This window comes from Nocardia colli (genome assembly GCF_008704205.1).
Classification (GTDB): Bacteria; Actinomycetota; Actinomycetes; order Mycobacteriales; family Mycobacteriaceae; genus Nocardia; species Nocardia colli.
The window spans coordinates 44,584-70,145 of record NZ_VXLC01000051.1 but is presented as its reverse complement, the minus strand read 5'-3'; the positions used below and the strand labels follow the sequence as shown (position 1 = coordinate 70,145).

The window sequence follows — 25,562 nt, the reverse complement described above, 5'->3', positions numbered from 1 at the left end:
CGCACATGGTCGGCCCGTCGCGGAGCCTGGCGTACGAGTCCACCGCTCAGCCCGGGATCACCGACGATCAATTCAACCGGGGCCCACACCGGAGCCGAGGCGATCCTCACGGGCCGGCGGCTGATCTCGCGTGCCGATCAGTAGAGCGGCCCGCGGGTGAGGTCGCAGGGCTGCCCGCAGTTGGGTGGGTGTGCACGCGGTCATCGCTCGCACCTCATGAGCGAAGTGCGCGTGATCGGCGTAGCCGCAAGCATGAGCGATCGACGTCATCCGGTCCTGGCCGCTGTGCTCGAGCAGACCTACGGCGTGCTGGAAGCGCAGGATCCGTGCCGCATTCTTCGGTGAGACACCGACTTCCCGGCGGAAGCGAAGTTCCAGAGTCCGTGTACTGACATCGAGCCGCTCGGCCAGCAAGGTGATCGACATCGCACCGTAGGCCTGTTGCAGGCACTGCCAGGCATAGCCCACCAAATCGTCTCCAACAGGCCGGGGCGCCAGCGCGGAAAGCAGAAACTGATCCAAGGTGAGGAACCGGGACCGCCAATCGGCAGCCTCCGCGAGTCGTTCGACAACCTCACCCACCGCGGTGCCGAGAAAATCGACCAGATCGGCCTGCCTGCTCCCGAGTTCGAACATCTCGACGCCCAGCAGCGCGAACGCCGCAGTCGGGGCCAGTCCCACCGCAATACCCCTGTGCCGCCCCTGCTGGGTGAAACGCACGACCCGATCGTGCACACCAGTCACCGGAACGACCAAACCGTTCGGCAAGGGCGGCCCGAACAGCACCGTCACCCACCCCCGCGGGAACAACTGACGAAACACCGGGCCTGGACTCAGCGTCCGATAACCCACGTACCCGACAACCGTGTCTCGCAACGCCGCATGGGGCACCCCCCGCACGATGGCACAGTTCCCAACCTGTTCCTGACCACCCGACCGGCCGCTGCCCCTCGCGTCGTGACGTTCGATCTCATACCGTGCCGACATTCCACCAGACCCCCGAATAACGGTGCGGGTCAACGCTTTCTGCACCCGATCTGTTCACTGTGCCGGGATCACCACATGATCGCCACCAGGTTCTGTCCATTCCTTCCCCAGTTCGCCCCCGGCCCCCTACCCGCAAATAGCCCGCAGCCAACGGATGGGCACGACCTCACCGGTACGACCCAAAGTCCACATCCGGCGATTCGCGTGGGAACGGGTTCACAAACGCCCCTAAGTGGCCGCCCAGGCGTGGCGGATCGGCCGCGGTGCCGGGAGTCTTGACGGGTATCACCCTAGATTTCCATCTGGAACGTTCTGGGTCGATCCGGGTGGCGTTGTTGAGTACCCAACCAAGAACGTCCGCAAATGCCGCTGGGCGCCCGTTGGTCGACTGACCGAATCCGGCTCGGATCGTTCGGACGGCACGGAACTTCGTCGCAGCCATGGACTGGGCGCTCGTCCGGGTGCCGCGGCTCTAGACCTGATCACGGAAAGTGGGCCAGAGCCCAGAGTTCACGGACGAAGCCAGACCTGTCTCCGTCACTAGGCAGTGAAGGCCCACCGGGCTAACCTCGCACGGGTGGAGGTGGAGATCTTTACCGACGGGGCGTGCAGTCCCAATCCTGGACCTGGCGGATGGGGCGCGGTGTTGCGATACGGCCAACACGAGCGTGATATCTACGGCGGCGATCCAGGACCGACAACGAACAACCGGATGGAGCTCACCGCCCCGATCCAAGCTCTCGAGGCGCTGAAGCGACCGTCGAAAGTCCGGGTGTACACCGACAGCATGTACGTCCGCGACGGCATCACCTCATGGGTGCCGAAATGGCAAGCCAACGGGTGGGTCACCAAGAAGCGAGAACCGGTCAAGAACGCTGACTTGTGGCAACGTCTTGCTGATGCCTCCGCGCGCCACGAGGTCGAGTGGGAATGGGTCAAAGGCCACGCCGGACATCCGGAGAATGAGCGCGCGGACCGCCTCGCCGTACGCGGGGCGCAGGAAGCAGGCGGGTCCGACCAACAGCCTGGCAGGCCCACACCTCGTGTTTCCCCTGCACGTGAACCGATTCCGCAAAGTCAGGACCAGTGCAGTGCGTTCACCAGGTCTGGCGAGCCGTGCCAAATCTCGGCCGGCCCTTCTGGACTCTGTCATCTACACGACCCAGCGTTGCAGTGCGGTGCGATAACCAAAAAGGGTAAGCACTGCGCGATCGCAACCGGTGGCGGCCGATGCAAAACCCATTGGGATATCGGGGACCAGCATCCGAACGCGGGTGAATCGCAGCCCAACCTGTTCGGCTAGGGTCCCCCTTCCCTGGTCGACGACTACGCCCTCAGACGACAATCAGGCCCGGCCGCACCGCGAGCCGGACCTGATTCCGAGGTAGGCAGATGCCTACGAACGGTTGAATTCTCCGTTGAGCACCCCAGCGGTGAACGCATCCCACTCCCCGGCCGTGAACACAAGGGCCGGACCGGTTGGATTCTTCGAATCACGAACCCCCACATGCCCGTTCGCAGTGAAAGCCACCTCAACGCAATCCTTGCCCCCACCGCTGCGGCTGCTCTTGAACCACCTGGCTCCGGACAGATCAACGCTCACGCTTCGAACTCCCTCGCTACCTGACGAAGCAGGCTCTTGCTGTTGGCAACGTCCAGCACTGTTTGCCGGATGGTCTCGTACGCCCGACGATACCGGTCGAGGTCTTTGACTCGCTCGAGGTACATGTCACCGGCATACGACTCGACATAGACCACGCTCGGGGCGATCGGTCGGTTTTTACCATCGAGCCCGAAGTCCAGGATGGTGAAGGGACCTGGCGCAATCCCTAGCGGAAAACCCGCCGTGAAGCGCTGCAGTCGAACGGTGACATTGGTCGGCATATCCGCAAGGTGCCAGAGCTGCCTTGCCATGACGGACGGACCACCGACCACGTAACGCAGACTTGCTTCGTTGAAGATCACCTCCACGTTCGCCGGACGAGTCCGCCGGTTGATCAACGCTTGACGCTTAGTCCTCAGCTCGATCCGTCGGTCGAGTTCCTCGGTAGAGATGCCGGGAAAGAAGTTGCGGTCGAGCGCACGAGCGTAATCCGGCGTCTGAAACAAGCCGGAAATCACGTCCGGTCGATAGCAGCTCATCACCTGGGCGCTCGACTCCAACCCGACGTAGAGGTCGAAATTGCCCGGGATCAAATCGTCGAAGGCGTGCCACCAGCTTTTGACCGATGCCTGCATCGCCAAACCTTTGAGGGCGGCCGTGAGGTCTGAGTCCACGTCATAGATGCGACAGAGCGCTTCGACATCCAGTTCGCGAACCTTGGGTGATTGCCCCTTCTCCACCCGCTGCAGTTTGCTCGTCGACCACTGCATCATCGGCGCCACTTGCTCGAGCGTCATGTTCGACGCCAACCGCGCGTCACGGAGGTACTGCCCAAGTTGCCGCCTCGGCAAAGTGGTGTCGTTGTCCTCGATCATGCTCCCTCACTTCTCGTTACGGCCGCGCGGAGTTGTCGTCATGGGAAAAGTCTGGGGCATCCGCGACAAACACTCTGCTACTTCGGAAAAATCCTCATGAAAACCCATAGTGCACTTGCAACAGGAATACACCCAGTGTGTGCTTAACGAGCGCCCGGGGCAGACTGGCTTCTTCCGCTTCTTCGGAGATTCTTCTGAGGTCGGGCGCACCCATAGCTACTGCTGCGACCAGGGGGTCTTGATGACCGCGCCAGCTGTTACCGCCACCGCACTCGGGCCAGGCCACAACCTCCGTATGGTCCGGCTCCCGTGCCGTATCTACGGCAACGGGTTGTTGGATCCCCAGGTCAGCGGATGCGTCCAAGCGCGGATGACTGGCGAGTGGCTGGGATACCAGGCCAAGGAGCAACTCAGCCTCTCCGGACTCGCCGTACCCCGCCGCTGCCATATCTTGCGCACTCGCGGAGATGGACAGCGGCGCTGCGACACATCGGTGCGAGACCCCTCCCGACCGAATTCGAGTGCGGCACCCATAGCGCTGGCCACCTGCGTCGAGTGCGAGGACAACCGCCGGATCGGAGGAGAGCAATGAGGTTGCACATCACGTCCACCGAGCATTGTGAGGCCACGTGGTGGATCGCGCATCGACGTATTCGGGTCGAAAGTCTTCGCGACTGCCGCCCCGATCCCGATCCGGCTTACCGAGTGCAGATGGACGGCTCACGAATCGAAATACCCAATGGCACACCAGGTCTCGTGTATTTCGGCCAAGCCGACGAACGCCCGGAATTGCCGTTCGTCCGAGATCTGTTTCCGGAGCATCACGAGCTGCTGGTTCGGGTCGAAGCTGCCTATTGGGATGCGGTGAAGCCGCTTGGCTATTCACGTCTTCAGCGGCTCGACCCTACCACGCTGGACTACACGACTGACCAATGGACCATCGCTGAGATACGCGAAATTGCCCACAACGCAGGGCAATTCACGCAACCCAATGTAGCCACAACACACTGAGAGGACCCTTCCATGGGTTTGGAGGACGAGGACGATTGCACCGGCGGATGCCCGAGGATGGCATGTCACGACCGTGGGCTCTATCTGACGACCACGCTAGCGCTCTGGCGCGTTTTTCGCGCCCATGAACAACATCCGTCCTGCTGCATACAGCGAACATTGTCGTCGAAGGAGTTGGCTCGGCTGGGCCTGATCGATTTGGACATTATCGCGGTTACGCGCACGCACCAGCTCGCACCGAAGCTGCTCGAGTGGGACGCCGCATCCCTGCGCAAGCCGAATCCGGTCAAGATGCGCCGCCGTCATGGCCATGTCCCGGAATACGTAGTCAGCCCGCGGTTCGAGCCCAACTCGCCACTAACGCCCGAACAGTTCCTTACCCCCATCCGTCAGCGCTTTCCATACGTGCAGTGCGGTCGGAGTCGTGATGTCGGCGACCCGATGCCGACGCAAGCCATGATCATAGATCCTCCACTGCGCCTTCTCGGAGTGTCGTTGAGCACCAACGGTTTCGATGCATATCTTGATCCGGCAGACGATTGCAACGCCGCATTCTTCGCCATCTGGTACGCCCGGACCATCCCCTTCGGCGGCCATTCGCTGTCTCTGGTTCACACCGACACCGACACCGCGATCGCACTCACCCCCAGCAAAACCCCCTTCACTGTCATCGCCGAATTGAGCTTCGCTCGCGATCATGCGCGCGAAGCGACGATCTACCGGCGTCCCTGATGAGACCCGCACCTGGCCGCGACGTGAAAACACCAGCCAGCGCCCGCATCTGGGACTATCTGAACCACGGCAAGGACAACTACATGGTCGACCGCTATGCCGCGGACCGCATGCTGTCCATCGCCCCTGACACCCACACGCTGGCCGGGTGGTGTCGCGAATTCCTCAACCGATCAATACATTTCGTTACTGATGCAGGCATCGGACAGATCATCGATGTCGGCGCCGGCTTCCCGACCGAGCCCTACGTCCACGCTCTGGCACGCACGATCAACCCACACGTCACCGTCTCTTACATCGACTACGACCCCATCGTGCATGCTCACTGCGACGCCTTGCTCGCCACCGGGCCCGGCCTGACGGCGCTGAAAGACGACATCCGCAATCCGCACGAAGTAATGGACCGGCTCGCCGTCGCGTCACTGATCGACTTCAACCGACCGATCGCTGTGTTGATGACCGGCGTGCTCGACTACGTCACCGACGACGAGAAGCCCGCCGAGATCATGTCCACGCTTCGCGAACGGATGGCGCCGGGTAGCTACCTCGTGATGACCCACGCCTGCACTGATTCCAACGATGAGCTCCGCCTCCAAATGATCGCCGATACCGAAGGTTCCCCTGCCGAACCCAACTTCCGGACGCGCGATCAAATCGAAACGCTCATCAAAGGATTCGCCCCAATAGCGCCAGGGCTGGTGACGGTGCAGGACGCACTGGGTTCCGACCTGCCCCCTACCAGTCTCGTTGTTTTGTCCGCGGTCTGTGAGCTGGATTGACCCTCACGGTCCGTTCATAGAGTTCCATCAACAAACGAAGGACGCGATATGACCGACACATCCTCGGCGGAGGCAGACGCCCTCAGGCATGTGACGCTGCGCCAGCGTCTCGCAGTCGCCGTTGAGTACGGATGGCGCATCGAAAAGGACACCGATTCCAACGCAACGCTGACCGGTGCCGGGCACAAGCCCTGCGCCCAAGCAGCAGTGGTCGTAGTTCTTGCTGTCGTCGCCATTGCGTGGAGGTCAACAGGCAGACGACGACCTGACCTGACACAGGCCGACGGGGACGCCAGCGGTCAGATGGCGACGCAGCCATGATGTTGCCTCTGCCGTCCAACGCCATGATCCTGCAAGCGTGCGCAGGGACGATAGCGATACCGCATCCTGTTCTGCAAGCCGCTTACGAACTGGCCAGCCTGCATGAGGCACGCACGGATGCCAGTGCGGACTTCGGCGCGATCGACAGCGAGCGGGCTCGGTTGGTCTGTCGCGTCGATGCTTGGGTAACTACGGCGATACCACCGCCCTTCGACGCTGCGTATCTGCACACCGAGACTGTCGGCATGGTGGTCGATCGGCTTGCCCAGTTCTCCGTTGCCGTCCATACCGCCGCTGAGCAGAACGCGCCGACGGCGGATGCTCGACATGCTCGACATCGCCTCGATGAACTCGCAATGGCCTATGGCGACCTCTCTTTCGAGATCGCAGCAGGAACTCGGCGGTTGCCGGACTTTTCGTTCCTGTGACGGAGGAAGACCGCCTTGGAACGCCGGATCGCTGAGTCTGAGTGGAATCCGTCAGGCGTGATCAAGCGCCGCACGGTGGGACAGCTCGCGGGCTACGACGTCGGCGGAGGCAGGCATGACGGTCGTGTCGTTGTCGGTGACCGAGATGATGTAACGGCCGGCCTCCGGCTGGCCGGTCTGGACGTCGATCCAGCTCAGGTAGAGCGGAGGGCGCGGACGGCCGCCGACTCCGACGCGTTCGATTCGGAAGTGGCCCTCGGCATTACGGCGTAGCCTCAGTAGGCTGCGGATGCGTTCCTCGACAGCATGCTCACCGTCCGGGGCCCGATGCCAAGAACTCGGCGGTTCGTCACCGCGGACTCGTGGTGTGTATCCGAGCATCCGCTCGGCGGCGCCTCCCGATGCTGGGGGCATCGTGGCGGCGATGTGCCTGGGAAGCTGACTTCGCCGCGTGACCACAAGCTTGATGTCTCCGCCGAAATCAGCTGTTGTGCCGGACTTTTGGAACAAGATGACACCGAGCTCCCCGACGGCGGCGCCGAGCGAGCGGACTCGCTTGTGCGAGTTGTGGGAACGGCCTCTGCAGATGATTCGAAGGTCGGGGTGCGCAAGAACTTGGAGGGGGCCCGTCAGATCAGGATCGCCGCCTCGCGGGTAGCGGGCGCTGATCTCGGCTACGAGCTGCGCGTACTCATCCTGAGTCGTTGTCGACTCGATGATGCTGAGCGGCTCGGGGTACTCGTCGAGGCCGGTTTCAGTCCAGACCCAGGCGAATTCGTCCGGAGTGAACGTCCACACCGTCTGGGTTTCCACTACTGCTGGCCCGGCTTTACTGGAGCTGTCGTTCCCTCCGAACCCGACGGGACCGGATCGGGAGCTTCGCTGGGCGGCGACGTCGTCGAGTCGCCCCCGCTCCACCCGTACTCGGCGAAGAGATCGTCCAAAGATGGTCCGGCGCCGGAGAACCCAGTAGATTCTGCCGGCTTTGGTTCTGGGTCAACGTCTTTCAGCTCTGAATGAGTGGTGATGGGTGGTTGCGGTGTGCTCGCAGTCGGTGCTACATCGGTGTCGGTCTGGTGTTGCGGCTCGCGGTGGGCGGGCTCAACGAATGATGGTGTCGGCGGCCGCACGGTGTCGACTGGTGGCAGCTCGAGGCTGACGTAGTGATCGGTGTCGGGCAGCGCGTTGTCTCCGATGACTTCGACCGGGGAGTCCAAACCTTCGGTCCAGTCCGGGGCGACGCCACGCAGGTAGTCGGGAGCACGATGTTCCCCATCGCCCTCGCCGTCCTTGCGTCCCTTGCCGCCGGCGCCGGGCGCCATTGATCCACCCGGGCCGACTCCCGAGCGTGCAGCTGACAACGCACGAGAAGCTGGGCTGACTGCCCCAGGAGCAGCCCCGCCGGGGGCTCCTGGAATCGAAGACCCGGGACCGCCCGGCCGCGGGTTCGTACTCGGCCTCGGCATATCGAGACCAGTTGGCCCACGGCCGGGGCCGGTCAATCGAGGAGTCCCCGGTGTACCCGGCGATCCGGGACTGGCTGCCACACTCGCCGGCGCAGTCGTCGTGCCGGGACTGCTGAGCGTGCTGTCCGGCCGGGCGCCTGCCGGTGTCGTATCAGTGGGCGCTACACCAGCCGGTTGGGTTGCAGGAGGCGCGGAAGGGTCCGGCGCCGTGCCCTGCGGCTGTTCGGTGGCGGCCTGAGGGTTGGATGGATTGCCGGATCCGCCGGGGGCTGCACCCGCGCCAGTATTGATGCCGGGAGGGTTGGCGCCGTTCACGGCACCGGGATCGCCATTCGCACCTATCTGCGGCACCGCCGCGTAAGTGGGCACCCCGGACCCGGCGGGAGGAAAGGTCTCCTTGTAGACGCTGTTCAACGCCCTGATGGCTGCTTGTCGGGCTTCTTCTTTTGCGTTGTCGACCTGATCGGCGTATCCGGGATTGATCAGGCCCGGAAGTATCGACTCGACAGGGTTGTCCGGGTTGGGCACCGTGGTCACCGACGCGGGCGGCTCTGGAACGGCCAGCTTGACCGCTTCCGCGCCCCAAGCGAGGGAATCGAGCCGCTGACTCATCGTCTCGAACACTCGACTGATCTGATTGGCAACGCCCGAATACTGCTGGGCGGCAGTCTGAGCCGCGGAAGCGCTTGCACCTTCCCATTGCTTCCCATCGCCGAAGATCCGGTTCAACCCCATCAGGTTGAACGCCGACAGGTTAGCCACTTCGGAGAAGCACTCGTACCAAGTCTTGCGCATCGTCTGGAGGCCTGCAGCGTCCAAACCGCCGGCGCCCCCGGGTCCGCCGTGCACCGCGGCGTACATAGCTTCGAGGGTCATGCCCTCGAAATGCTCTTCGCTGCGCACGTAGTCCGCATCGGTGCCGGCACCGAGGTTGCTGAGTTCGGTGTCGTCGCGCCGAGACCGCGACTGCGAGTCGACAGACTTCTGCCGCGCGACCTGTACGTCGTGTTGATCCAGCAGATCCTGCAAGCCGGGGATAGGCAGGCTGGATGGCTTGTCCTGATCGCCCATCTTGGTCATTCCCCCTAGGCATCACCGGTCGGTCCGTCAAAGATTAACACGGTCGTCGGACCAGATCTTTGCTGCTGAGAGCCCATGCGAAGCACTGAGCGCAGGCTGTCGCGGGCTACTTCACAGCGGCTGCGACGGCACTATCGGCAGCGGTCGAACGAGGGGTGCGCTCGTGTAATCTGCTCTAAAGGCCAGCAGATTGGGGGCAGCGGTGACCAGCGCGAATATCGAACTCGGTCAGGCGGAGATCGCGGCATTCAACGAGGCAGCACGCTCTGGCTCGATCAGGTTCGAAGAGCACGCCGCACGGGAGGCGGTTCAGCTGTATGACCAGATGATCAACGGACTGGGGAAGATCCGCGACAAGCTGGGCACGGCGAAGGACAGCACGGGATTCGGTGGCTTTGCTTCCGGGCAGGAGCTCCAGCAAGGGTTTTCGAACAAGGCATCGGAAGGGATCGCGGTGGTCAGTCAGCTCATCGATGGCGCCATGCGCCTGCAGGAAGCCTTTCTGCGTGCGGGACAGCTGATCTCAGAGGCAGATCAGGTTAACGCCAGTCGGGTCAAGCTCCTGGGGGATACGCAAGAGACGGGTATCGGAGCCTGATGAAACGCCCTGGTATCGCTCTTGCGCTGGCCTCGACCGCGATCGTGGTCGTTAGTTGCTCGAGTGGTGAGGACGGAGGGAAGCCCACCGAGGCCAGCAGTGCGACCGTCGTGACGCCGAGTGTCGCTGTTTCCGTCAAACCTGCTCCGGATCAGCCGCGTAACTCTCTCGACCCCGTGAAGTTCGATCCGTGCGTCGGGATCGGAGATGACACGGTCGCCAAAGCTGGGTTCGAACCGAAAACCCGAGAGCGCCGCGATCAGGTTCATGATGACTACGCCTTCATCGGGTGTGCTTTCGACCGTAAGGAACAAGTGCGCGGACAGGCGTTGGGTGTCGGATCGCTGACGATTTTCTCGACCAATCTGACGCTCGAGGAGTTCCGGAAGCGCGAAGGCAGTGGGGCCACAGGCATCAAGGTCAACGGACGCGATGCTATTACGTACCGGAAGCCGGCGGAAGAAGCGTGCTACGTGGTCATGGTCGGCCCGGACGCGACTATTGACCTGCGAGTGAGCAGCACCGCCGCGCTCACGAACTGGAACGCGTGCGACCACGCCCAGGAGATCGCAGGAATCATCGAGTCAGCTCTCCCGGCCAAATAGCATTGAAACGCCATGATGGTCACTGCGACGGGCTGATCCACTCCGGATACTGAACGGCAACGGGCTGCGGCGGTATCTGGAGCGTAGGGGGAAATTTCAGGGTTTTCGAGCCCGGTTCCGCAATCAGGCCGGGGATCTGCTGCTGGAACCAGCTCCGGCAGCCCTCTGGATCGGCGTCCAGATTTCTTTTGATCTTCGTTATCTTCCAGGTTCCGAAGACATTCCAGCTCGGTACCCGGTGTGCTGCCGGATCATGCTGGCCGGGGTCGTTGTCGGCGACTCCGGTTTTCCCGGGCTCACTGCCCGTGTTCTCGAGCCGGAGATCAACCACTGACATCGTGCTGGCAAAGTCGTTCAGGTTGCCGCTGTTGACGCCTTTTTCGGGAACGACATATCGGCACACCGTGGCTGTCACCGTCTTCCCGTTAGCCGAGAGTGCCGTGACGCGACTGTAGTCCGTCTCTTTCCCCGCTTGCAGGACACTATCGGCGCCCTGGAACGTCTTCTGTTCGGTGAACAGGACATCCATGTCATGGTCGTTGTCGGGTGGCGCGAGAGCTTCGCGGTACCCGATATACGCGTTGTCGATGCCGGCGCGGTTCACGAGCCACCCGGATTCGTGGGCGGCTCGCACGAGTTCGGTTCCGCGCGAGAACAAGTCGATTCCCGGCTCGGCCGACCACACGTTGGAGAAGGCCGGGTCCGGTTTCGACGGCTGCTTGTCCGGGTCGCAGGCGCAGACCCCCGTGCCGACGATGACGACGGAGAGGCAGATCACGAGGTTGCGAATGTTCCGGCTCATTTGCCTTTGCTCTGAACGTCGAGGGTGACCTGGCTGTAGGCGTTGCGCAATGTGGCGCCGTGGCCGTCGTCGTTTTGGCCGACCTTGTTGAACAGCTCGTTCAACTCAGTCGTCAGGTGCTCGTTCTTCGGGTCGAACTGAATCGCTTCCCATGACTTCAGCCCGCCGTTCTCGAACAGATCGGAGTATCTGCTCTGCAGGTTCTCCGGAATCTGCGCCTGCGAGAGTACCTCGTGGCTTCGTTGGGCAAAGTTGGGCGGCGCGATGGCCGACACTTCGGACTCGGTCGGTTTGGCGCCGGTGAAGAACTCCTTCAGATTGTCGCCACCACCGGTCAGAATGTCGCCGCCGTACTTGCCTTCTGGCAGCGTCTCGGTCAGTCCGCGGCTGGTGAGCGCCTTCATTTCGTCGTAGGCCGTGCGCTTGCGGTCGTACATATCTTGCGCGTCAGCGTAGTTGTTGCTGTGGTTGGACTCGGAGGCGACGAAGATGCCCTTGTCGACGAGGGCGTTCAGTCGTCCGGCTGTGGCCAGGCTGTCGGTCGATCCCGGCAGTTGGGGATCGTGCGCGTACAACCCTTCGTTGCGCAGAACGCCGAACATGGCAGCGCCGTTCAAGGTCTTGCCGGCACCGTTCGGGTCGGGATCGGTGTTCATGAGCCCGAAGATGTTGGCCGCGCCTTTGTAGCTGCCATTCCCTTGCGGATCGAGCCAAGTCGATATCTTGCCATCGCTGTTGATGTGATGGGGCACATCGAAGCCGGGCAATTCGGGGCGCGGGGTGCCGGCCAGTACGTCGACGTAGGGCGACATTCCCTTCGAGATCTCTTGAACCAGTGTCGGATTGAGCTGACCGATGCTGTGGCCGTTAATTCCGTGGTTGTCCATCTTGGCCAGTTCGTTCCAGCGTACGTTCGGGTCCCCGCCGCCGGCGAGGTACTCACCGACCGAGCTCATGATGTGGCCGGTCCGCTCAGCGGTCTTCACATCGATCGGGTTGTTCGGATCTTGAACGACGGCATCTTGCGGATCGAACTGGAAGAGCGTGGACACGGCGGTGCCGCGGTCACTCCACTCGTGGGTGAACACGTTGTGCATGAATTTCTCGTGGTCCGGGCCGGTCACCAGAGCTTCGACCGCGGCCTTGTCGGTGCCGGCCACGGCGAACATGTCCTCGCTGATACGGGGCCCGAACTGCCCGACTGCGCTGGGATCAGCTCCGTCGATCTGCAGTGACGGGTGGATGAAGTCGTCGGAGTTCTTGTAGTTCTCGTAGCCGTCGAGGTATTTCGCTCCCACGTCGAGCAGCTTGCGGTCGACGTCGGTCCCGACACGATACTGAGGGTCGCCGGCGCCGACGATCTTTGCGATCGCCTGGTTGTCGGCGACGCCGTTGAGGTTGACCTCACGTCCGATGCCGTATTTCGACTTATCGGTGACGAGGTCGCTGCGAGTGAGCGAGTCCTGCATCTGCTTCGGCAGCTGGCCGAGCCCGCCCTTGCCGTTGTTGGGCAGGTCCTTGTCGTCGGCTGCCACCGGTCCGGCGTTGATCGACGGATTCGACACGATCTGCAGGGAGTTCGCCAACGCGCGCTGCCCATCTGGCGGCAGCTTGCTCATGATCTGCTGGATTTCCTGCGGGCTCTTGCCGTCGAGTGAACGGCTCAGTCCGTTCAAGTACTCCATCTGCGAAGCCGGGATTGTCGACTGCTCGCCGCGCTGCAACGCAGCGATCTGATCCGGCGTCAGCTGACCAGCCTCGATCAGGCGCTGTATGCCATCGGCGCCAAGATTGACCGGTTGGGTGGTCAAGTTCGATCCGTCGGCTTTGCCTTGGTCGGCGCCGAGGGCCGCAGGAGAAGCGATGAAGGCCGCACGAAGGTCTGCACGAGCGTTGTTCAGGTCGTCGCGGAGCTTGCTGTCGGCTTGCACAGTGGACCGGACGGCATCGTTGAGTTCAGCTTGGAGGTCAAGCAACGACTGCTTGTCCTCGTCGCTGACCGTCTTTCCTGGCGGAATGCTCAGGGCGAGGGTGTCGGCGACCGAATAGCCGCGGCGCCCCGCCTCGATGAGTGCTCCGCGAGCTCGCCGAAGTGGAGCGTCTATCTCGTCGTAGCCGTTCTTGGTCCGCTGCGCGACGGTGTTGATCTTGTCGGCGAGCGTCTGCATCGTCTTCTGGTCAGCCAGCGCCCGGTCCTGGGCCGCTTGCGCGCATTGGCCCTCCCAGTACGCGTCGTTCACCTTCGTGACGGCATCGACGTACCGGTCGAACAAGTGCTCGAGGTCAGCGCCGAAAGCGATCCAGGAATCACCGAGGGCGAGCAGGCTCGAGGGATCGGCGTACTCGATCCACGTCTTGAGACTCATTCCCCGCCCCTACGCCGTCCAGTCGCCGGTCGACTTGCGATATACATCCAGGATGCTGTCAGCGTTGCTCTCGTCGGTGTCCTTGTACTGACGGGCAACGTTGGCCATCACATCCCCGGTCTCGCCCAGGCGCTCCTTGATCGTCGGAATGAGCACTCCCAGAAGCTGTTCACTCTCGAGCAACAAGCCGGCAGCAGTTGACTGCAGCTGCTCGTGCGGGCTGACAGCAGCTACCCGTTTCGGCTTGGTGCCCTCCGCTTCACGGGCCAGATCGTGCAGGGTCGTTCCGAGCTTCCCCAATGTCTCCAAATCGGCCTTGAACGTAGCCATACGCCCCCCAGGTCAACGGTCGAATGTCAAGCTTGAACGCCCTGTACAGTACCGCACCCAACCGGAGCGACAACGCGTCAAAGTTCTAGAACGCAGACGCTGGCTCCAGTCCTAGCCCCTTCACGGAATTCGGTCAGTGTGACTCATCGTCCGGTAACGCTCCGGGAGACCACTCCACTGCAACGGGTGATAAACCGAACACCATGCGGCTGCTCCACTCACATTCGTCGAGCCCGGCCCGTCGCGGTGGTCGCTTGACTACGGGCTTGCTGACGTCGTCGTCCCGCGCTTTCCTCGGAAGGCTTTAGTCCGGCATTCATCGCGTTGCTCGAGGACTTCACCACCTCTTTTCTGTTGCGCTGCTTTATATCCGGTGCTGATGCGCCTGAGTCCGGGCACCTAGGGTTTACGCGGTCCGATCGCGGTCCAGACGACCCTTCTCTTCGGAAAGCCGTAATTGCGGCGGCTGTGTCATGGTCTGCTGGCATCACTGCCGCGGAGTCGTCCTCCGATCCGCCAGCTTCGAGTCGTTGCATGAATTCCTCTAGATAGCTGGCCTTTTCAGGTCGGCCTACACCGCCATCCACGACCGTCTGATCTTCGATAGCAGCGTCGTCATTGATGTCCTTCTTGAAGGTTCCTTTGATCGCGAGAGGGTCGAGTGAGCCAACGATGACTATGTCGCCGTTCAAGCCTTTGTGACAGTCGGCGCATAAGTCGTCGCGGAGTTGCCTCCAGTCGCCGCATTCAGTGCATTCGCCGTTCAGATCAATCAATTTTGTTGTCGCTGTTTGTCTTACGACTCCATTCGGGTTGCGCTGTTTGACCCAGTCCGCGGTGACGGACTTGGTAAGGCGGTCGCCGTAGCGCCACTCGTGGCGGAACAGCCCAGGATTGTGGCTGTCGAAGTTCGTGGCGATAGTGTCGAGACGGGCTCGGATGGCCTGAGAGCGACTGTGCCCGAGCGGAAGTTCGGGGATGCCTGTGCGTCCGTCTTCGCGGCAGGTTCCGCACAGACCGTCATCGCCGTGGCCGGTGGTGATCTGGCCGGTCCAGCGGTCGATGCTGGCGCGCTCAAGCCGGCAGGACACGCACAAAGGTTCGGTGACCCTGGCGACGGCGTCGCGGTCGTAGTCGCGACGATCGACGATCAATTCGGGGCGAGGTGTCCCCTGTTCTTTGCGTTCCTCGGTGGTGAGTTGGTCTTCGTAAGCGTCCACGCGTGCCGCGCCGGCGCTTCCGGTCCGTTGGCGTGGGTCGGTGCGCTTCGTCTCATCGACTCGGCGTGCGACACGTCCGGGCCGACGCCATGGTGGGTCGGTTCGTGTTGTTGCCGCGGGCTGGGTGTCCGGGATGTATTGGTGTTGATCGGTTTTCGGTACGCAGGCTTCGATGAGTGCGCGGTGTTGTTCGTTGTCTCGCCAGAGTTTGCGGAGTTTGGTGATCGCGACGTCGTGGGTTTTGTAGCGCAGAGTGTTGGCGATTTCGCCGATCATGGCCCAGGTGGGGTCGTCGAGGTGTGTTCGGATGCGCCGGAGTTGTTGTTTGGCGGCGCGGATGTCGCGGGCGTCTACCAGGGTTCGGATGGCTTGGATTGCTTCGCGACCAGCGTCGGTAGAGCGCCGGGCGCCGGTGTTGTCGCGATCGGGTTGCGCCATAGGAACCTCCTCGACATTGGGGTCACAGGTGGCGGCGGCGAGGCCGGGTTCGGTTGGGTTGGCGTGCTGTTCGTTCGCGGCGTTTCCTTGCGGCGTCACGGATAGGGTTGCTCTCTGACGGTGGCGGTTGCGCCCTCTCTTGACCAGTGCTGCGGCACTGGCTCTCCCTGGCGGGCGTCTCGATTAGTTTGTGGGCCGGGTCTCGCTCGCCTGGTGCGGTGAATCCTGTTGTGTTCGATTGTTTTCCGTTTCGCGTCCAGTGAATCGGTTGTCCGGATCGGATCGCGGTCCGCAGGGTTGCACTGGTGGCCACGTTGGTGTCGAGTTCGCGCAGTTGCCGGCCGAATTCGCGCAGCATGGTCGCCACCTCAGCGGGCACCACATCTGGGGTTGCGTCATATGCGGGACCTGTTGTGCTGGTGCGGTTTTGCAGTGCGGTGAGTAGTTCTTCGCACGAACGATATCGCCCGATCTGGTGAAGCTCACCGGTGTGTTCGTCGCCGAGTTGTGTAAGCCGCAGCTGCCAGCCGTACCAGGGGTCGACATCGTCTACAGGGCTGTGCCCGGCCTGGATGAGCAGGGTCGGGTCGTGGGCGTGGGGGTAATGGACCTCGATGCCCTGCGCGAACAACCGTTCACGGGCACGTTCAGCGTGCTCGGCGATCTGATCGAGCCAGCTCGAGCCCACCGCGGCGAGGTCGGCGCCGTCTTGGCGTGCGGTGCGGTCGATGCCGGCCAGTTCCTCGACGGTGCCCTGTCTGCCGATACCGGCGGCGAAGTCGAGGGTTTGATCGCGTAGGTCATCAGTGTAGAGCTTGTGTTCGAATCGGCGGATTCCAGTGCGGGGGTGGCGGGCGGCGATCATCGAGGCCCGGTAGTCGTCGCACAGTACGTCGTAGTGCAGGTCGTCGACGAAGGGTTTGCCGTCGCGTTCGCGGGCGCCGCCGAGGACCGCGGCGAGGCGGTCGAGCTCGGTGACCAGTTCCGTGGCGGGGATCGCGGTAGCGGTGTTCAGCAGGTGTCGTTTTCCGCTGACGACGTCATGGGCGGCGACGGTCATATCCACTGCGGTGTCGCTGTCGGTGACCGCGCGTTCCCGTACCCATTCCCGGGCCTTCCACCAGCTGGTGTGTGCTCCGAGATCACCGGTGGCGCTTGCGGTATGGGTGTAGGTGTAGGTGGCGATGTAGGCCAGCGAACTCGTCTCGGTGAGTTCACCCAGAGCACCGCAGTGGACCAGCTCTGCGGCTTGAGCCAGACTCTCGCGTTCGATCCCGTCCAGATTGGGCGGGGCGAAGAAAGAGCCATAGAACGCTTCGTCGCGGAGTTGACGGGCGAAGTCGGGGTCATTGGCCCAGTCCTGGACCGCGGCGTCGAGGAAGCGCCACCGCAGCGCCCATTTCGGCGGGCCGGTCAGCCAGGCACTCTCCAACTGGACCATTTCGCGATGGAGCCTCAAATATTCGGTGGCGGACTCGATCGAGATGACGTGCTGGCGGAGCTGGTAGAGACCCTCATACGCCCAGCGCATCCCAGTTTCGCTGAAGTCGTGTCCCGAACTTCGAGCCTGAATGTCGTCCATGAAATCGCCTCCTTCCGGCGTGGAATCTGTTGCTTAGCAACTCCTTTCAGTGCTCGTGTCAAGTGATGTCGGCGATTCGAATCCGGTCGTTCGTTACGGCGCGCTGTGGTGTGTGTCGTAGTGGTGGTCCAAGTGGTCGGTGACGTATTCGGCGAGACCGTCGTGGGTGGGTTGGGGTTGGCGGGTGTAGCGGCAGTGGTGGGGTTGGCAGGCGGAGAAGTCCGAGATTTTGGTGAGGCGTTCGACGGTGGGCCATAGCCATTGGGTGTGCCAGGCGGTCATGTCTTCGCGCGGCAGCTCGGTGGACTCGCGCTCGCAGTAGTAGGCGGCGGCGTGTGCGCCCATCAGGGCGGTCAGTTCCTCACGCACCGAGTCGTGTCGAAACCAGCACGACGGGATACGGGAGCCCAGTTGGTAGGTGTTTCGCAGCCAGTCGACCCAGTCGAGCAGTTCCTGCCACAGTGCCGCGGCCTCGCCACGGTCGAGGTGGCGCCAGCTGTATCGGCACGGAAAGTACTGGGGCACTGCATTATTCGGTGTCGGCGATGCTGGTGTATTCATTGCGCGCCTCCGCCGTCGTTGGGCAGGCGTAGTCGAGGGGGGACGACGCCGGTGGCGATGATCTGATCGAACAGCGCGGTGGAGGCGCGGGCGTGCCCTCGCCAGCGGGGAACCTCCCATACGCTGGGCAGCCGCAGCAGGCAGGCGGGTGCGTTGCGATACAGCAGTAACCCGTGGTCGCTGGGTAGTTCCCTGATTTCGTCTGCGCGCAGCACGGTGTCGTCGTGGAGTTGGTAGGTGCGCCCGCCTTGGTGCAGGCTGGCTTCCCAGCCGCGCCGCTCCCCGATCAACCGCGAGATCGAAGCGAGTTCCTCGGTGCCGCGTAAGCCGGGCAGGATCAGCATCGCCGGCGCGGACTGGGCCAGGACGCGCCCGCCTTCGCTGCCCCAACGTAATTCGTTCTGGTCCTGGTTATGGGCGAAGGCCCACACGCAGATCCCCTTGCCGCCGGAGTCGGTCATGATCTGAGGCAGGTCCGGGATCGGGGCGACGTTGTTGGTTTCGTCCAGGACGAGCCGCACCGGTGGGTCCAGGCGTTTGCCCGGCATCCGTTGGGAGGCACGGTCGGCGACATAATGGACTTCGGCGGCCAGCGCGGCGACGAAGGGCGCCATGGATCGGGTGCTGCCCCGCGACACCAGATACAAGGTGTTCGCGCCGCCGAGCACGAACCGTTCGATATCGAAGGATTCCGCAAGGTCCACGTCTATGGCGGCGAGCAGTTTCGGCGATGCCAGCGGTTCGAGGAGTCGCGAGGCGGCGGCGAGGACGTCGTCAGTGGATTCGCTGCCCGAGGCGAGGATCTGGTCGAGTTCGCCAGCCCAGTCCGGCAAGGTACGGCTCAGGATGTCGACCGGGGTGCGGTTGGTGCGCGCCGAGATCCACACCCGTACGTCGCGGATGGAGTGGTTCGCCGTCGCGGCGGCGTGCAGACAGCAGCGCAGGACCGTGGCGGCTTTCTGTTCGAAGTAGGCGCCGTTGCGGGTGCCCTCCAGGGGCATCGCGCGTGCGGCAGCGTCGGCGCGGCGGATCGCGGTGTCGGGGTCGGTGCAGCCGGCCAGGAATGACCAGCGCAGTCCGGCGGGCCATCCGGTCAACCCTTCCGGGTCGAAGACAGCCACCCGACCTTGTTGGGCGCGTTGGGTGATTGTGGCGGCGACGAGGTCGGCTTTGGTGGTGGTTACGAGGGTGAATCCTGGTGCGTCGCAGACGCGTTGGTAGGCCACCCGCCAGGTCTTGCCCGCACCGGTCGGTCCGTGCACGATCACGCCGTCGCGGTGCTGAAGGTAAACGTGCTCGCTGGGCCGGTCGGCGAGGACACCGAGATCGACCGCCGCCCGCGATGGCTCGACGGCACGACCGCAGCGCCAGGGACGGCTCCTCATCGCCGCCACCGTCTCGGCCCTGAGGGCCTGAGCAGGCTTGGGAATTCGTGCGCAGCGCGTCGAAGCGCGCTGCGCCGGTTCAGACCGGCACTACGCAGGTCGGCTGCGGTCGCCAGGCCGGGCCGGCGGCGGTGGCGGCGTCGGCTATCGATCTCGTCGCTGGCAAGTGTTGCGCACGCGCACCACAGCACGGCCACGACGACGATGCAGATCCAGCTCAACCATGCCGGTCCTGGTCGCGGGTCGCCCGGCCAGGCCGCGGCCAGGTCGCCGGGGCGCCGCATCAGTCGGCCGAGTGTCGGGATCATCTGTTCCGGCGTGAGGAGGCCGATCCCGTGTCCGGCGAGCGCGGCAGAGATCGTGCCGCCGCCGAACACACCGGCCATCATCGTGGTGACGGCGTAGATAGCCACGACGGCTCCGGCCGGTAGGACCGGTTCCCCGCCAGCCGGATTCGGTAATCGCCGCCCGGTCATGACGCAGCCTCCTCGGCTGCGGTTGTGGCGTGGTCCGGTGTGTGCCGTCCAGTGATGGCGGCGTCTGTGTCGGTGAGCAGCATCTCCTGTGGTGAGCGGATGTGGGTGAGCAGGAATGGATCTCGGGTGCCGATCTTGACCAGGCACTGCCCGCGCCCTAACCTCACCAGCGTGTCTTCGGTACCGGCGGGCAGCCGGTAGAGGCGCACGGTTTCGGTGGCGTCATCGGCGCGGGATTGTCCGAAGAGCACCACGATGCTCGCTTCGCTCATCAACGCCCGCGCCGGAGAATCCGACGGTTGGTCGGCGGGATGATGGAACGCCGCGATCGTCGAAAGGCCGAGTCCGCGGGAGAGTTTCACGTTGCCGCGGAACACTTCGCCGGTTGATCCGGCGGCGACGTGCCAGCCTTCCTCCACGACCAGGATGGTCTGCTGATAGTGCGAGGAGCGTGCGGCCAGCTTGTTGGCCAACCACGTGTTGGCGGTGGTCATCACTACCCGCAAGGCCGGTCCTTCGGTCGGTAAGGCGCTGAGATCGAAGTGCACCAGTGGGTGGCTTTCGAGCGCGGTCCGCACGGCGGGGCTGGTGGGTGCATCGACCAGTCCGCGTAGGTCGCGTTCGGCGAGGCGCAGTAGAGCCAGTCCTGGTTCGAGTCCCCATTCCAGGGCTCGCTCGCTCCAGCGGGGCCCGAATCCGTTGCCGTCTTCGGGGTTCGGGTCCAGCAGCCGCAAGGCCAGGTCGCGGATGACGGGATCTCTGCCTGCCTGGCGGGCTTGGGTGGTGACCGCCGAAAGCGCGGCGCCGACGGCGGCCTTTTCCTTCTCGTCGAGCTCTCGTGCCATCGCGTCGGTCAGGACCGCGATCACGAGTGCTTCTTGCCCGGCCGGGACAACGCCGTCGATACCGCCGCGATGGTCCCCACGAGCACTGATGGCTGGATCCAGGAGGTTCAGGCAGGCGCCGTGGCCGCCCACCCGGAACCGGATGCTCTGCGCGCCCAGAGTGTGTGCCAGTGGCGTGTATTCGCCCAGGCCGGCTTGGGGTTTCTTGTCCAGGATGACGACTTGGCGGTTGGCGACCAATTGCCTTAGGACGCAGACGGTTTTGATCCAGGAGCTTTTCCCGCGCCCGATGTCGCCGATGACGACGATGTTGATGCCGCTGGTTTCGCTGCCGTAGGCGGCGAAGGCATCCACGATCTCCAACTCCTGGGTCAGGGTGTTCAATCCGGCGAGCACGCCGTCTTGGCGCGAGCGGCGCCGCCTCGTCGCGACATTCCACGCCTCGGCTTGGCGGGTCGTGGTCCACGCGCCCTCGGACCGTGGCTCGTACCATCCGAACCGATCCAGGCCGCGTCGACGTTTCGGTGCCGAGCACCGCGGGAGCGGATGCTGCACCCGGTCCTGCGGCGCGGCGAGCAGCCCGTCCTGCTCTGCGGGGCGCTGGGCGTGAAGCCGACCCTGTGAGTGTTTCCGAGCGCCGAAACTGATTTTCCGCCAACGGGATTGAACCCTCTCGGCCTTCGGGACGTTGGTCGAACTTCTTCGTTGTCGTGGCATGGTTGTTCGCCTCCTCATCGGGTGTAGGGGGTGGCGGCGAGGCCGCGGCCCAGAGGAACGGTGGTGAACATCGCGATGTCGTGATCGTCGGTGGCCCAGTCGATGGCGGCGATGGCCGAATCGTTGGCCGCCTCTTCCACGCGCAGGCAAGCGCGGTCCAGGTCGTCGGGGTCGCGTCCGGTGACCGCGATCGTGGCGGCGTAGATCACGCCGTGGTGCCCGGAGCCTGGCACCAGGTCGTGGCGGCGCCGAGCCGAGGCGTTGGTCAGGACCTCGGTCGATCCGTCGTCGAGTTTGCCGCGTTTGGCTTCTTTGCTTTGGCGTGCCTGATCGGCGGTGAAGTCTCCGCGCGCTGCTGCGCGAGCTCGGTGAGCGGGTACGAAGTCCAGGCGGACACTGAGGGTGCGGATGGTGGGCATCGGCGCGGTCTCTTCATCACCGGGATCTGCTTCCACGCCGGTCAGCAACGCCGCCAACCACAACGGCCCGAGCTCGACCGGTTCGATCGCGCGGGGTCGGATGTAGCCGACCCGGGTCCGCCACCGCCCGTCGGCGCCGATCGCGACGCTGTCGGGTCCGCCGATGTAGGTGGGCCAGCAGTTGGTCCAGGTGGCGTCGCGGTGGCGGTCGATTTTGAAGCTCGGATCGAGGAAGGCGCGGATGATCGCGCAGGCGCGGCGTTCGCCGAGGACATCGACGCGACCCATACCGGCGAGGGCGAGAAGTCGTGTGGCGCGTTCGGTTTCGTCGCGAACCACTTGCGCGATCGCGGCGGCGGTGGTGGCGTGTTTGGTGCGGGCCAGCCGCGCGGTCTCGGCCATGAACGCGTCGGTTTGCGGGATCCGCAGCACTACAACCGATCTGTGTTCCTCGGCCAGGGGTGCGGTCAGGTCGATCAGTGCGCCATAGGATTCGACTGCCGGCCCCAGCCGTGGGTCGGTCAACTGCGTGACTCGGGCCTCGGCCCAACGGATGTGCGGGGTCATGTCGTGCGGCACGCTGCGATGCAGTAACTGCAGGCCTCGGACGTGGGAGCCGCTGCGCGCCAGTTGCGCCAAGAAGGTCCCGAACGCGGCTGAGGAGGCGGCGTAGGCGTGGTCGCCGCGGAGCCCGTCGGCGACACCTTCTACTGCGATGATCACTGAATAGGTTGTGCGTTCGCCGGGATTGGCGGTGCGGACGATGAACATGTCGTCCAGGCCTGTTCCGGTGACCGGCAACGGGGCGGTGTTGCCCAGGGGTGGCGGGAAGTCCCAGCCTGGATCCCGGTCCGGGTCGCCGTAGTGGGGGTCGTTGCGGTGGCGGTAGATGTGTTCACCGCGGCGGCGCCGCAATCGGGTGCGGGTGTCGTGGGCGCGCCGCGCCGCCCAGGACGGCTTTTCGCGCCATTCCATCGTGGCTGCGAACACCGACACCAGTTCGGTGATCGCGGTGGCGATCGCCCACGGCTGACCGCTGCCAAGGACATAGATCGCGACCGCGCCGGCGAGGGTCACCGCCCAGCTCATCAGCACCGGACGCGACAGCCCTAGCCAGGAGCGGCGCGCGATCTCACCGCCGAGGATGCAGGTCCGCGCCTCGCTGCTCATGAGGACTCCTCGGCGTCACCCGGTGCCGCGTCGGCGGTCGAGCGTGCCTTGCTCAGCGCGCCACTGGCCGCCTGCGCGGCGACCGGCGCGGCAACCATTCCCGCCGACAACACCGCCGACCCCGCCCTGCGCACCGGAGCGGTCGCACACCGACCAGCCTCACCCAGGCCACGCTTCCCTCTACCCGAATCCGAAGAACCGCCGGTGTTGCGAACCAATGTTTGCCCGAACCGCGATTCGGTCGCAGAACGCCCGTCGCTACTACCCGCCGTGCGCCACCCCGGATCACCGGTACCGCCTCTCTCACTGGCCCCGCCGTCGGTGGGAGCGGGCTCGCTTCTACCCCGGCCTTTGGCTCCGGCGCCTCGGCTGCTCCACCACATCGCGGTGCCCGCTCCGCCGACCGCGCCGGCCATCAGCGACGGTGATTGGCCGAACCCTGCCGCGTCCGAGCGCGAGGGCAATAGGGGTGCGTAGCGCAGCAGCGACCACGGCGCCAGCCCGGCCACGCCGAAAGCGACCACGACCAGACACAATTGGCCGAGCGTGCCGAGGGGTTGTTGTTCGCCGGTGTCGGTGAGGCCAGCGTCGATGACCCCGGTCAGGGTGGCCAGCAGCAGAAACAGCAAGGGTTTGGACACCACGATCGCGACGAACACCAGCACCGGACGCAGGGCCTTCTTGCGCCATTGCGGGTGTACCCACATCCCGAACCCGATCCCCGCAGCTACAGCCAGGCATGGCAATGCCACTTGGTGCATCAGCAAACCCGCGAACACCGACAGCGCGCACACGATCAGCAGCAGGAACAGGAATAGTCCGACCAGGACGCCGCCGGCGATGTCGGTGGCGGTGAGTTCGCCTGTGAATCGTTTGAGGTGGTCGATCATTTCGCCCATGTCCGGGCCTGCCATGCGGGCGATGGATTCCGAGGCCAAGTTCGCTGCCTCGACCAGCATCGCGGCGAGCATCGGCGCGAACAGCATCAGCAACACTCCGGCGGGCATGTACCCGAACAGGTCGCCGCCGATGGTTTTGACTGTTTCTCCGCGAGAGGTTGTGCGCCACAGCGCCATCAAGGTCATGACCCCCATCACCATCACCCCGATCCCTGTGCTGAACGCGTACCAGCGCACGAACCACGCAGCGGAAGGGTCGAAGCGGCCGGTCGCGGCCAGCCCGTCGAGGACCTTCGCGCTCAATTCCGAGGCACTGGCTTTGGAGGAATTAGCCCAGTCATCGATCACCGACTGCGGATCATCGACGAACCGAACGACTTTCCCGGTCGCGTCCAACAACCAAGCGAACGCCTGGGTATACGCTCCCCCGGCGGATTGGCCCGCAGCCCCGAACATCGCTTTACCGAACCGGTCCCCGAAGGTGGTGTTGCGGTCGCGCCATTGCGCGGTCCCGACAAGCAGCTTGCCCACCGCCCGGTTCCAATCCAGGCATCGCCCCAGATCTCCACTGAGGGTGTCAGCGTGCGTGCAGTCAGCGAAAAAGGCGTGGGCACAGTAGGACTGGTGCACACTGCACGGGTCGGTCCAGGCCTGTCCCGGCACGGCCGAAAAGTCTTCGCCGGTGGCTTTGGTGATCTCGTGCATCGATTGCCGATCCGGGGTCTTGGCCCAGTCGAATCCCCACGCGTTCCACGCCGGGCTCGCCCACCGCTTCACATCCTCCGCACACGACGGCGAAGGCAGCCCGAAGCTGGCGTCGCCAGCCGGGAACACCTTGGGGAGTAGCTCTTTCGGCGGCTCTATACCGCCCTTCACCCAGCCTTCGACCTCCGAACCCGCACGCGCGCCGCCGAGCAATGTCTTCTTCTGCTCGTCGCTGGCCGACCAATACACCAGCCGATCCTCGACCGCCATGACCTCGTTGATATAGCGGCCGATATCACCTCCACGATCCGCGCATACTCCCGAAAACCATGGTGCGGTGCGGAATTCGTCGGTGCCACCGACGAATTGCCGAAGCTCGGCAGGGAAGCCGTGGGGCAATGATTTCGTCGCCGGCCCCGGCTCAGCGGGTTGCGCGGTTGCTGTGGCCGCACCACTTACGAGGCTCACTATCACGGTGGCGAACACCGCAGCGAGTGCGGCGATCAGGCGGTGTCGGTTCATCGCGCCCCCCGGTTAGTTGACGTAAACGGTGTAGTAGCCGGCCTGCAACGGCTGAGTCAGCGGGGAATCCGCTCCGGGCGCGACGACCTGGTCCGGGGAGGGCCCGACCGTGCCGATCGCGTCTTTGGTCTTCCAATCGCCGCGCTCCCACACCAGCTCCACCGTGTTGGTCGCCCAGGCGGTGACGATCGAGACCGGTGCACCCTCGGTGATCGCTGCCCTCGACACCGCAACCGTCCACACCATCACACGCGCCGAGGACGGAGTGAACGCGGTGACGCTCACCGCCGCCGGCACGAGATTGACCACCTCGAGCCCTGATGGACGGTCTCGTCCGATCTGCATCGAGCTCCGCAGGTGCGGGCCGGGATCTCGGGCGAGCAGCGCGCCCTGCACCGCGTCCATCGTGATCCGGCCTTGCCCGGCTTGAGTCAGGGCTTGCACCGTGTTCACCGCCGCGGTCGCCGCGCCTTCGCGATCTCTGCTGTATCCGATCGGGACACCGTCGTGCACGCCGGTCGGTCCGTGCGCGAGCCGCACCGTCGCGCGGGATGCTTTCCCTGGCGGGTTGTCACCATCGCAGGAGCCAAATATCAACAACCCGGCCAACCCAACGGACAAGGCCGTACCTCCACCGAGC

At 64.2% G+C, this 25,562-nt stretch carries 24 protein-coding genes and 1 pseudogene; 8 read left to right on the top strand and 17 right to left on the bottom strand.

The window, feature by feature from the left end; genetic code table 11:
- Nucleotides 1-72: 72 nt before the first annotated feature.
- Nucleotides 73-744 carry an AraC family transcriptional regulator gene (locus F3087_RS45085; protein WP_191094474.1) on the bottom strand — a complete coding sequence of 224 codons (672 nt, stop codon included), beginning with the start codon at nt 742-744 and terminating at the stop codon, nt 73-75.
- A gap of 820 nt (nt 745-1,564) precedes the next feature.
- On the opposite strand from F3087_RS45085, the pseudogene rnhA reads away from it, so the two are divergent.
- A pseudogene (gene rnhA / locus F3087_RS47050) lies at nt 1,565-1,993 on the top strand (ribonuclease HI); the annotation flags it as partial.
- Between the two features lie 390 nt (nt 1,994-2,383).
- Here rnhA and F3087_RS45075 read toward each other — a convergent pair.
- Nucleotides 2,384-2,590 carry a DUF397 domain-containing protein gene (locus F3087_RS45075; RefSeq protein WP_150408359.1) on the bottom strand — a complete coding sequence of 69 codons (207 nt, stop codon included), beginning with the start codon at nt 2,588-2,590 and terminating at the stop codon, nt 2,384-2,386.
- Nucleotides 2,587-3,465, bottom strand: coding sequence for a helix-turn-helix domain-containing protein (locus tag F3087_RS45070; RefSeq protein WP_150408358.1), 879 nt, complete (start codon nt 3,463-3,465; stop codon nt 2,587-2,589). The genes F3087_RS45075 and F3087_RS45070 overlap by 4 nt, the downstream gene beginning before the upstream one ends.
- Before the next feature lie 588 nt (nt 3,466-4,053).
- On the opposite strand from F3087_RS45070, the gene F3087_RS45065 reads away from it, so the two are divergent.
- The 5 genes from F3087_RS45065 to F3087_RS45045 are packed head-to-tail and all read left to right on the top strand — an operon-like array spanning nt 4,054 to nt 6,736.
- Nucleotides 4,054-4,476 carry a hypothetical protein gene (locus tag F3087_RS45065; protein ID WP_150408357.1) on the top strand — a complete coding sequence of 141 codons (423 nt, stop codon included), beginning with the start codon at nt 4,054-4,056 and terminating at the stop codon, nt 4,474-4,476.
- 12 nt (nt 4,477-4,488) lie between these two features.
- Entirely contained in the window at nt 4,489-5,208 is a 720-nt protein-coding gene (locus F3087_RS45060; protein WP_150408356.1) for a hypothetical protein, read from the top strand.
- Entirely contained in the window at nt 5,208-5,987 is a 780-nt protein-coding gene (locus F3087_RS45055) for an SAM-dependent methyltransferase (protein ID WP_150408355.1), read from the top strand. Before F3087_RS45060 ends, F3087_RS45055 begins: the two co-directional genes overlap by 1 nt.
- A 48-nt stretch (nt 5,988-6,035) precedes the next feature.
- Nucleotides 6,036-6,308: a hypothetical protein gene (locus F3087_RS45050; protein WP_150408354.1), complete on the top strand. Its 273-nt coding sequence runs from the start codon at nt 6,036-6,038 to the stop codon at nt 6,306-6,308.
- On the top strand, nt 6,305-6,736 hold the full coding sequence (locus F3087_RS45045) for a DUF4254 domain-containing protein (RefSeq protein WP_150408353.1): 432 nt from the start codon (nt 6,305-6,307) through the stop codon (nt 6,734-6,736). The genes F3087_RS45050 and F3087_RS45045 overlap by 4 nt, the downstream gene beginning before the upstream one ends.
- A gap of 51 nt (nt 6,737-6,787) precedes the next feature.
- On the opposite strand, the gene F3087_RS45040 is transcribed toward F3087_RS45045, so the two are convergent.
- Together F3087_RS45040 and F3087_RS46375 are read right to left on the bottom strand one after the other, a co-directional pair.
- Nucleotides 6,788-7,549 carry an ESX secretion-associated protein EspG gene (locus F3087_RS45040; protein ID WP_191094473.1) on the bottom strand — a complete coding sequence of 254 codons (762 nt, stop codon included), beginning with the start codon at nt 7,547-7,549 and terminating at the stop codon, nt 6,788-6,790.
- Nucleotides 7,549-9,282 (bottom strand): hypothetical protein, encoded by a 1,734-nt coding sequence (locus tag F3087_RS46375; protein ID WP_191094472.1) that lies wholly within the window; start codon nt 9,280-9,282, stop codon nt 7,549-7,551. Before F3087_RS46375 ends, F3087_RS45040 begins: the two co-directional genes overlap by 1 nt.
- A gap of 202 nt (nt 9,283-9,484) precedes the next feature.
- On the opposite strand from F3087_RS46375, the gene F3087_RS45035 reads away from it, so the two are divergent.
- Entirely contained in the window at nt 9,485-9,880 is a 396-nt protein-coding gene (locus tag F3087_RS45035) for a hypothetical protein (RefSeq protein WP_150408351.1), read from the top strand.
- Complete coding sequence (locus tag F3087_RS45030) at nt 9,880-10,485, top strand: DUF3558 domain-containing protein (RefSeq protein WP_150408350.1); 606 nt, start codon at nt 9,880-9,882, stop codon at nt 10,483-10,485. Before F3087_RS45035 ends, F3087_RS45030 begins: the two co-directional genes overlap by 1 nt.
- Nucleotides 10,486-10,504: 19 nt before the next feature.
- On the opposite strand, the gene F3087_RS45025 is transcribed toward F3087_RS45030, so the two are convergent.
- The 12 genes from F3087_RS45025 to F3087_RS44970 form a co-directional block, all read right to left on the bottom strand.
- The gene (locus F3087_RS45025; protein ID WP_150408349.1) at nt 10,505-11,287 is read right to left on the bottom strand and encodes a hypothetical protein; all 783 of its coding nucleotides are present in this window, start codon (nt 11,285-11,287) and stop codon (nt 10,505-10,507) included.
- Entirely contained in the window at nt 11,284-13,653 is a 2,370-nt protein-coding gene (locus F3087_RS45020; RefSeq protein ID WP_150408348.1) for a TPR repeat region-containing protein, read from the bottom strand. Before F3087_RS45020 ends, F3087_RS45025 begins: the two co-directional genes overlap by 4 nt.
- A gap of 9 nt (nt 13,654-13,662) precedes the next feature.
- Nucleotides 13,663-13,983 carry a hypothetical protein gene (locus F3087_RS45015; RefSeq protein WP_150408347.1) on the bottom strand — a complete coding sequence of 107 codons (321 nt, stop codon included), beginning with the start codon at nt 13,981-13,983 and terminating at the stop codon, nt 13,663-13,665.
- 218 nt (nt 13,984-14,201) lie between these two features.
- Entirely contained in the window at nt 14,202-15,641 is a 1,440-nt protein-coding gene (locus tag F3087_RS45010) for a hypothetical protein (RefSeq protein ID WP_150408346.1), read from the bottom strand.
- Between the two features lie 22 nt (nt 15,642-15,663).
- Nucleotides 15,664-17,223: a hypothetical protein gene (locus F3087_RS45005; RefSeq protein WP_150408345.1), complete on the bottom strand. Its 1,560-nt coding sequence runs from the start codon at nt 17,221-17,223 to the stop codon at nt 15,664-15,666.
- A gap of 93 nt (nt 17,224-17,316) precedes the next feature.
- Complete coding sequence (locus tag F3087_RS45000) at nt 17,317-17,748, bottom strand: hypothetical protein (protein ID WP_150408344.1); 432 nt, start codon at nt 17,746-17,748, stop codon at nt 17,317-17,319.
- A gap of 32 nt (nt 17,749-17,780) precedes the next feature.
- Nucleotides 17,781-19,169, bottom strand: coding sequence for a type IV secretory system conjugative DNA transfer family protein (locus tag F3087_RS44995; protein ID WP_150408343.1), 1,389 nt, complete (start codon nt 19,167-19,169; stop codon nt 17,781-17,783).
- Entirely contained in the window at nt 19,166-19,582 is a 417-nt protein-coding gene (locus F3087_RS44990; RefSeq protein WP_150408342.1) for a hypothetical protein, read from the bottom strand. The genes F3087_RS44995 and F3087_RS44990 overlap by 4 nt, the downstream gene beginning before the upstream one ends.
- 59 nt (nt 19,583-19,641) lie before the next feature.
- Nucleotides 19,642-21,045 (bottom strand): ATP/GTP-binding protein, encoded by a 1,404-nt coding sequence (locus F3087_RS44985; RefSeq protein ID WP_150408341.1) that lies wholly within the window; start codon nt 21,043-21,045, stop codon nt 19,642-19,644.
- 176 nt (nt 21,046-21,221) lie between these two features.
- Nucleotides 21,222-22,796, bottom strand: coding sequence for a hypothetical protein (locus F3087_RS44980; protein WP_150408340.1), 1,575 nt, complete (start codon nt 22,794-22,796; stop codon nt 21,222-21,224).
- Entirely contained in the window at nt 22,793-24,670 is a 1,878-nt protein-coding gene (locus tag F3087_RS44975; RefSeq protein ID WP_150408339.1) for a hypothetical protein, read from the bottom strand. Before F3087_RS44975 ends, F3087_RS44980 begins: the two co-directional genes overlap by 4 nt.
- A 264-nt stretch (nt 24,671-24,934) precedes the next feature.
- Entirely contained in the window at nt 24,935-25,462 is a 528-nt protein-coding gene (locus F3087_RS44970) for a hypothetical protein (RefSeq protein ID WP_150408338.1), read from the bottom strand.
- Nucleotides 25,463-25,562: the final 100 nt, after the last annotated feature.

Coding starts and splice junctions, on each gene's coding strand:
- F3087_RS45070 (WP_150408358.1), bottom strand. CDS start 3,465: ATGATCGAGGACAACGACACCACTTTGCCGAGGCGGCAACTTGGGCAG.
- F3087_RS45065 (WP_150408357.1), top strand. CDS start 4,054: ATGAGGTTGCACATCACGTCCACCGAGCATTGTGAGGCCACGTGGTGG.
- F3087_RS45060 (WP_150408356.1), top strand. CDS start 4,489: ATGGGTTTGGAGGACGAGGACGATTGCACCGGCGGATGCCCGAGGATG.
- F3087_RS45055 (WP_150408355.1), top strand. CDS start 5,208: ATGAGACCCGCACCTGGCCGCGACGTGAAAACACCAGCCAGCGCCCGC.
- F3087_RS45050 (WP_150408354.1), top strand. CDS start 6,036: ATGACCGACACATCCTCGGCGGAGGCAGACGCCCTCAGGCATGTGACG.
- F3087_RS45045 (WP_150408353.1), top strand. CDS start 6,305: ATGATGTTGCCTCTGCCGTCCAACGCCATGATCCTGCAAGCGTGCGCA.
- F3087_RS46375 (WP_191094472.1), bottom strand. CDS start 9,282: ATGACCAAGATGGGCGATCAGGACAAGCCATCCAGCCTGCCTATCCCC.
- F3087_RS45030 (WP_150408350.1), top strand. CDS start 9,880: ATGAAACGCCCTGGTATCGCTCTTGCGCTGGCCTCGACCGCGATCGTG.
- F3087_RS45025 (WP_150408349.1), bottom strand. CDS start 11,287: ATGAGCCGGAACATTCGCAACCTCGTGATCTGCCTCTCCGTCGTCATC.
- F3087_RS45020 (WP_150408348.1), bottom strand. CDS start 13,653: ATGAGTCTCAAGACGTGGATCGAGTACGCCGATCCCTCGAGCCTGCTC.
- F3087_RS45015 (WP_150408347.1), bottom strand. CDS start 13,983: ATGGCTACGTTCAAGGCCGATTTGGAGACATTGGGGAAGCTCGGAACG.
- F3087_RS45010 (WP_150408346.1), bottom strand. CDS start 15,641: ATGGCGCAACCCGATCGCGACAACACCGGCGCCCGGCGCTCTACCGAC.
- F3087_RS45005 (WP_150408345.1), bottom strand. CDS start 17,223: ATGGACGACATTCAGGCTCGAAGTTCGGGACACGACTTCAGCGAAACT.
- F3087_RS44995 (WP_150408343.1), bottom strand. CDS start 19,169: ATGAGGAGCCGTCCCTGGCGCTGCGGTCGTGCCGTCGAGCCATCGCGG.
- F3087_RS44980 (WP_150408340.1), bottom strand. CDS start 22,796: ATGAGCAGCGAGGCGCGGACCTGCATCCTCGGCGGTGAGATCGCGCGC.
- F3087_RS44975 (WP_150408339.1), bottom strand. CDS start 24,670: ATGGCGGTCGAGGATCGGCTGGTGTATTGGTCGGCCAGCGACGAGCAG.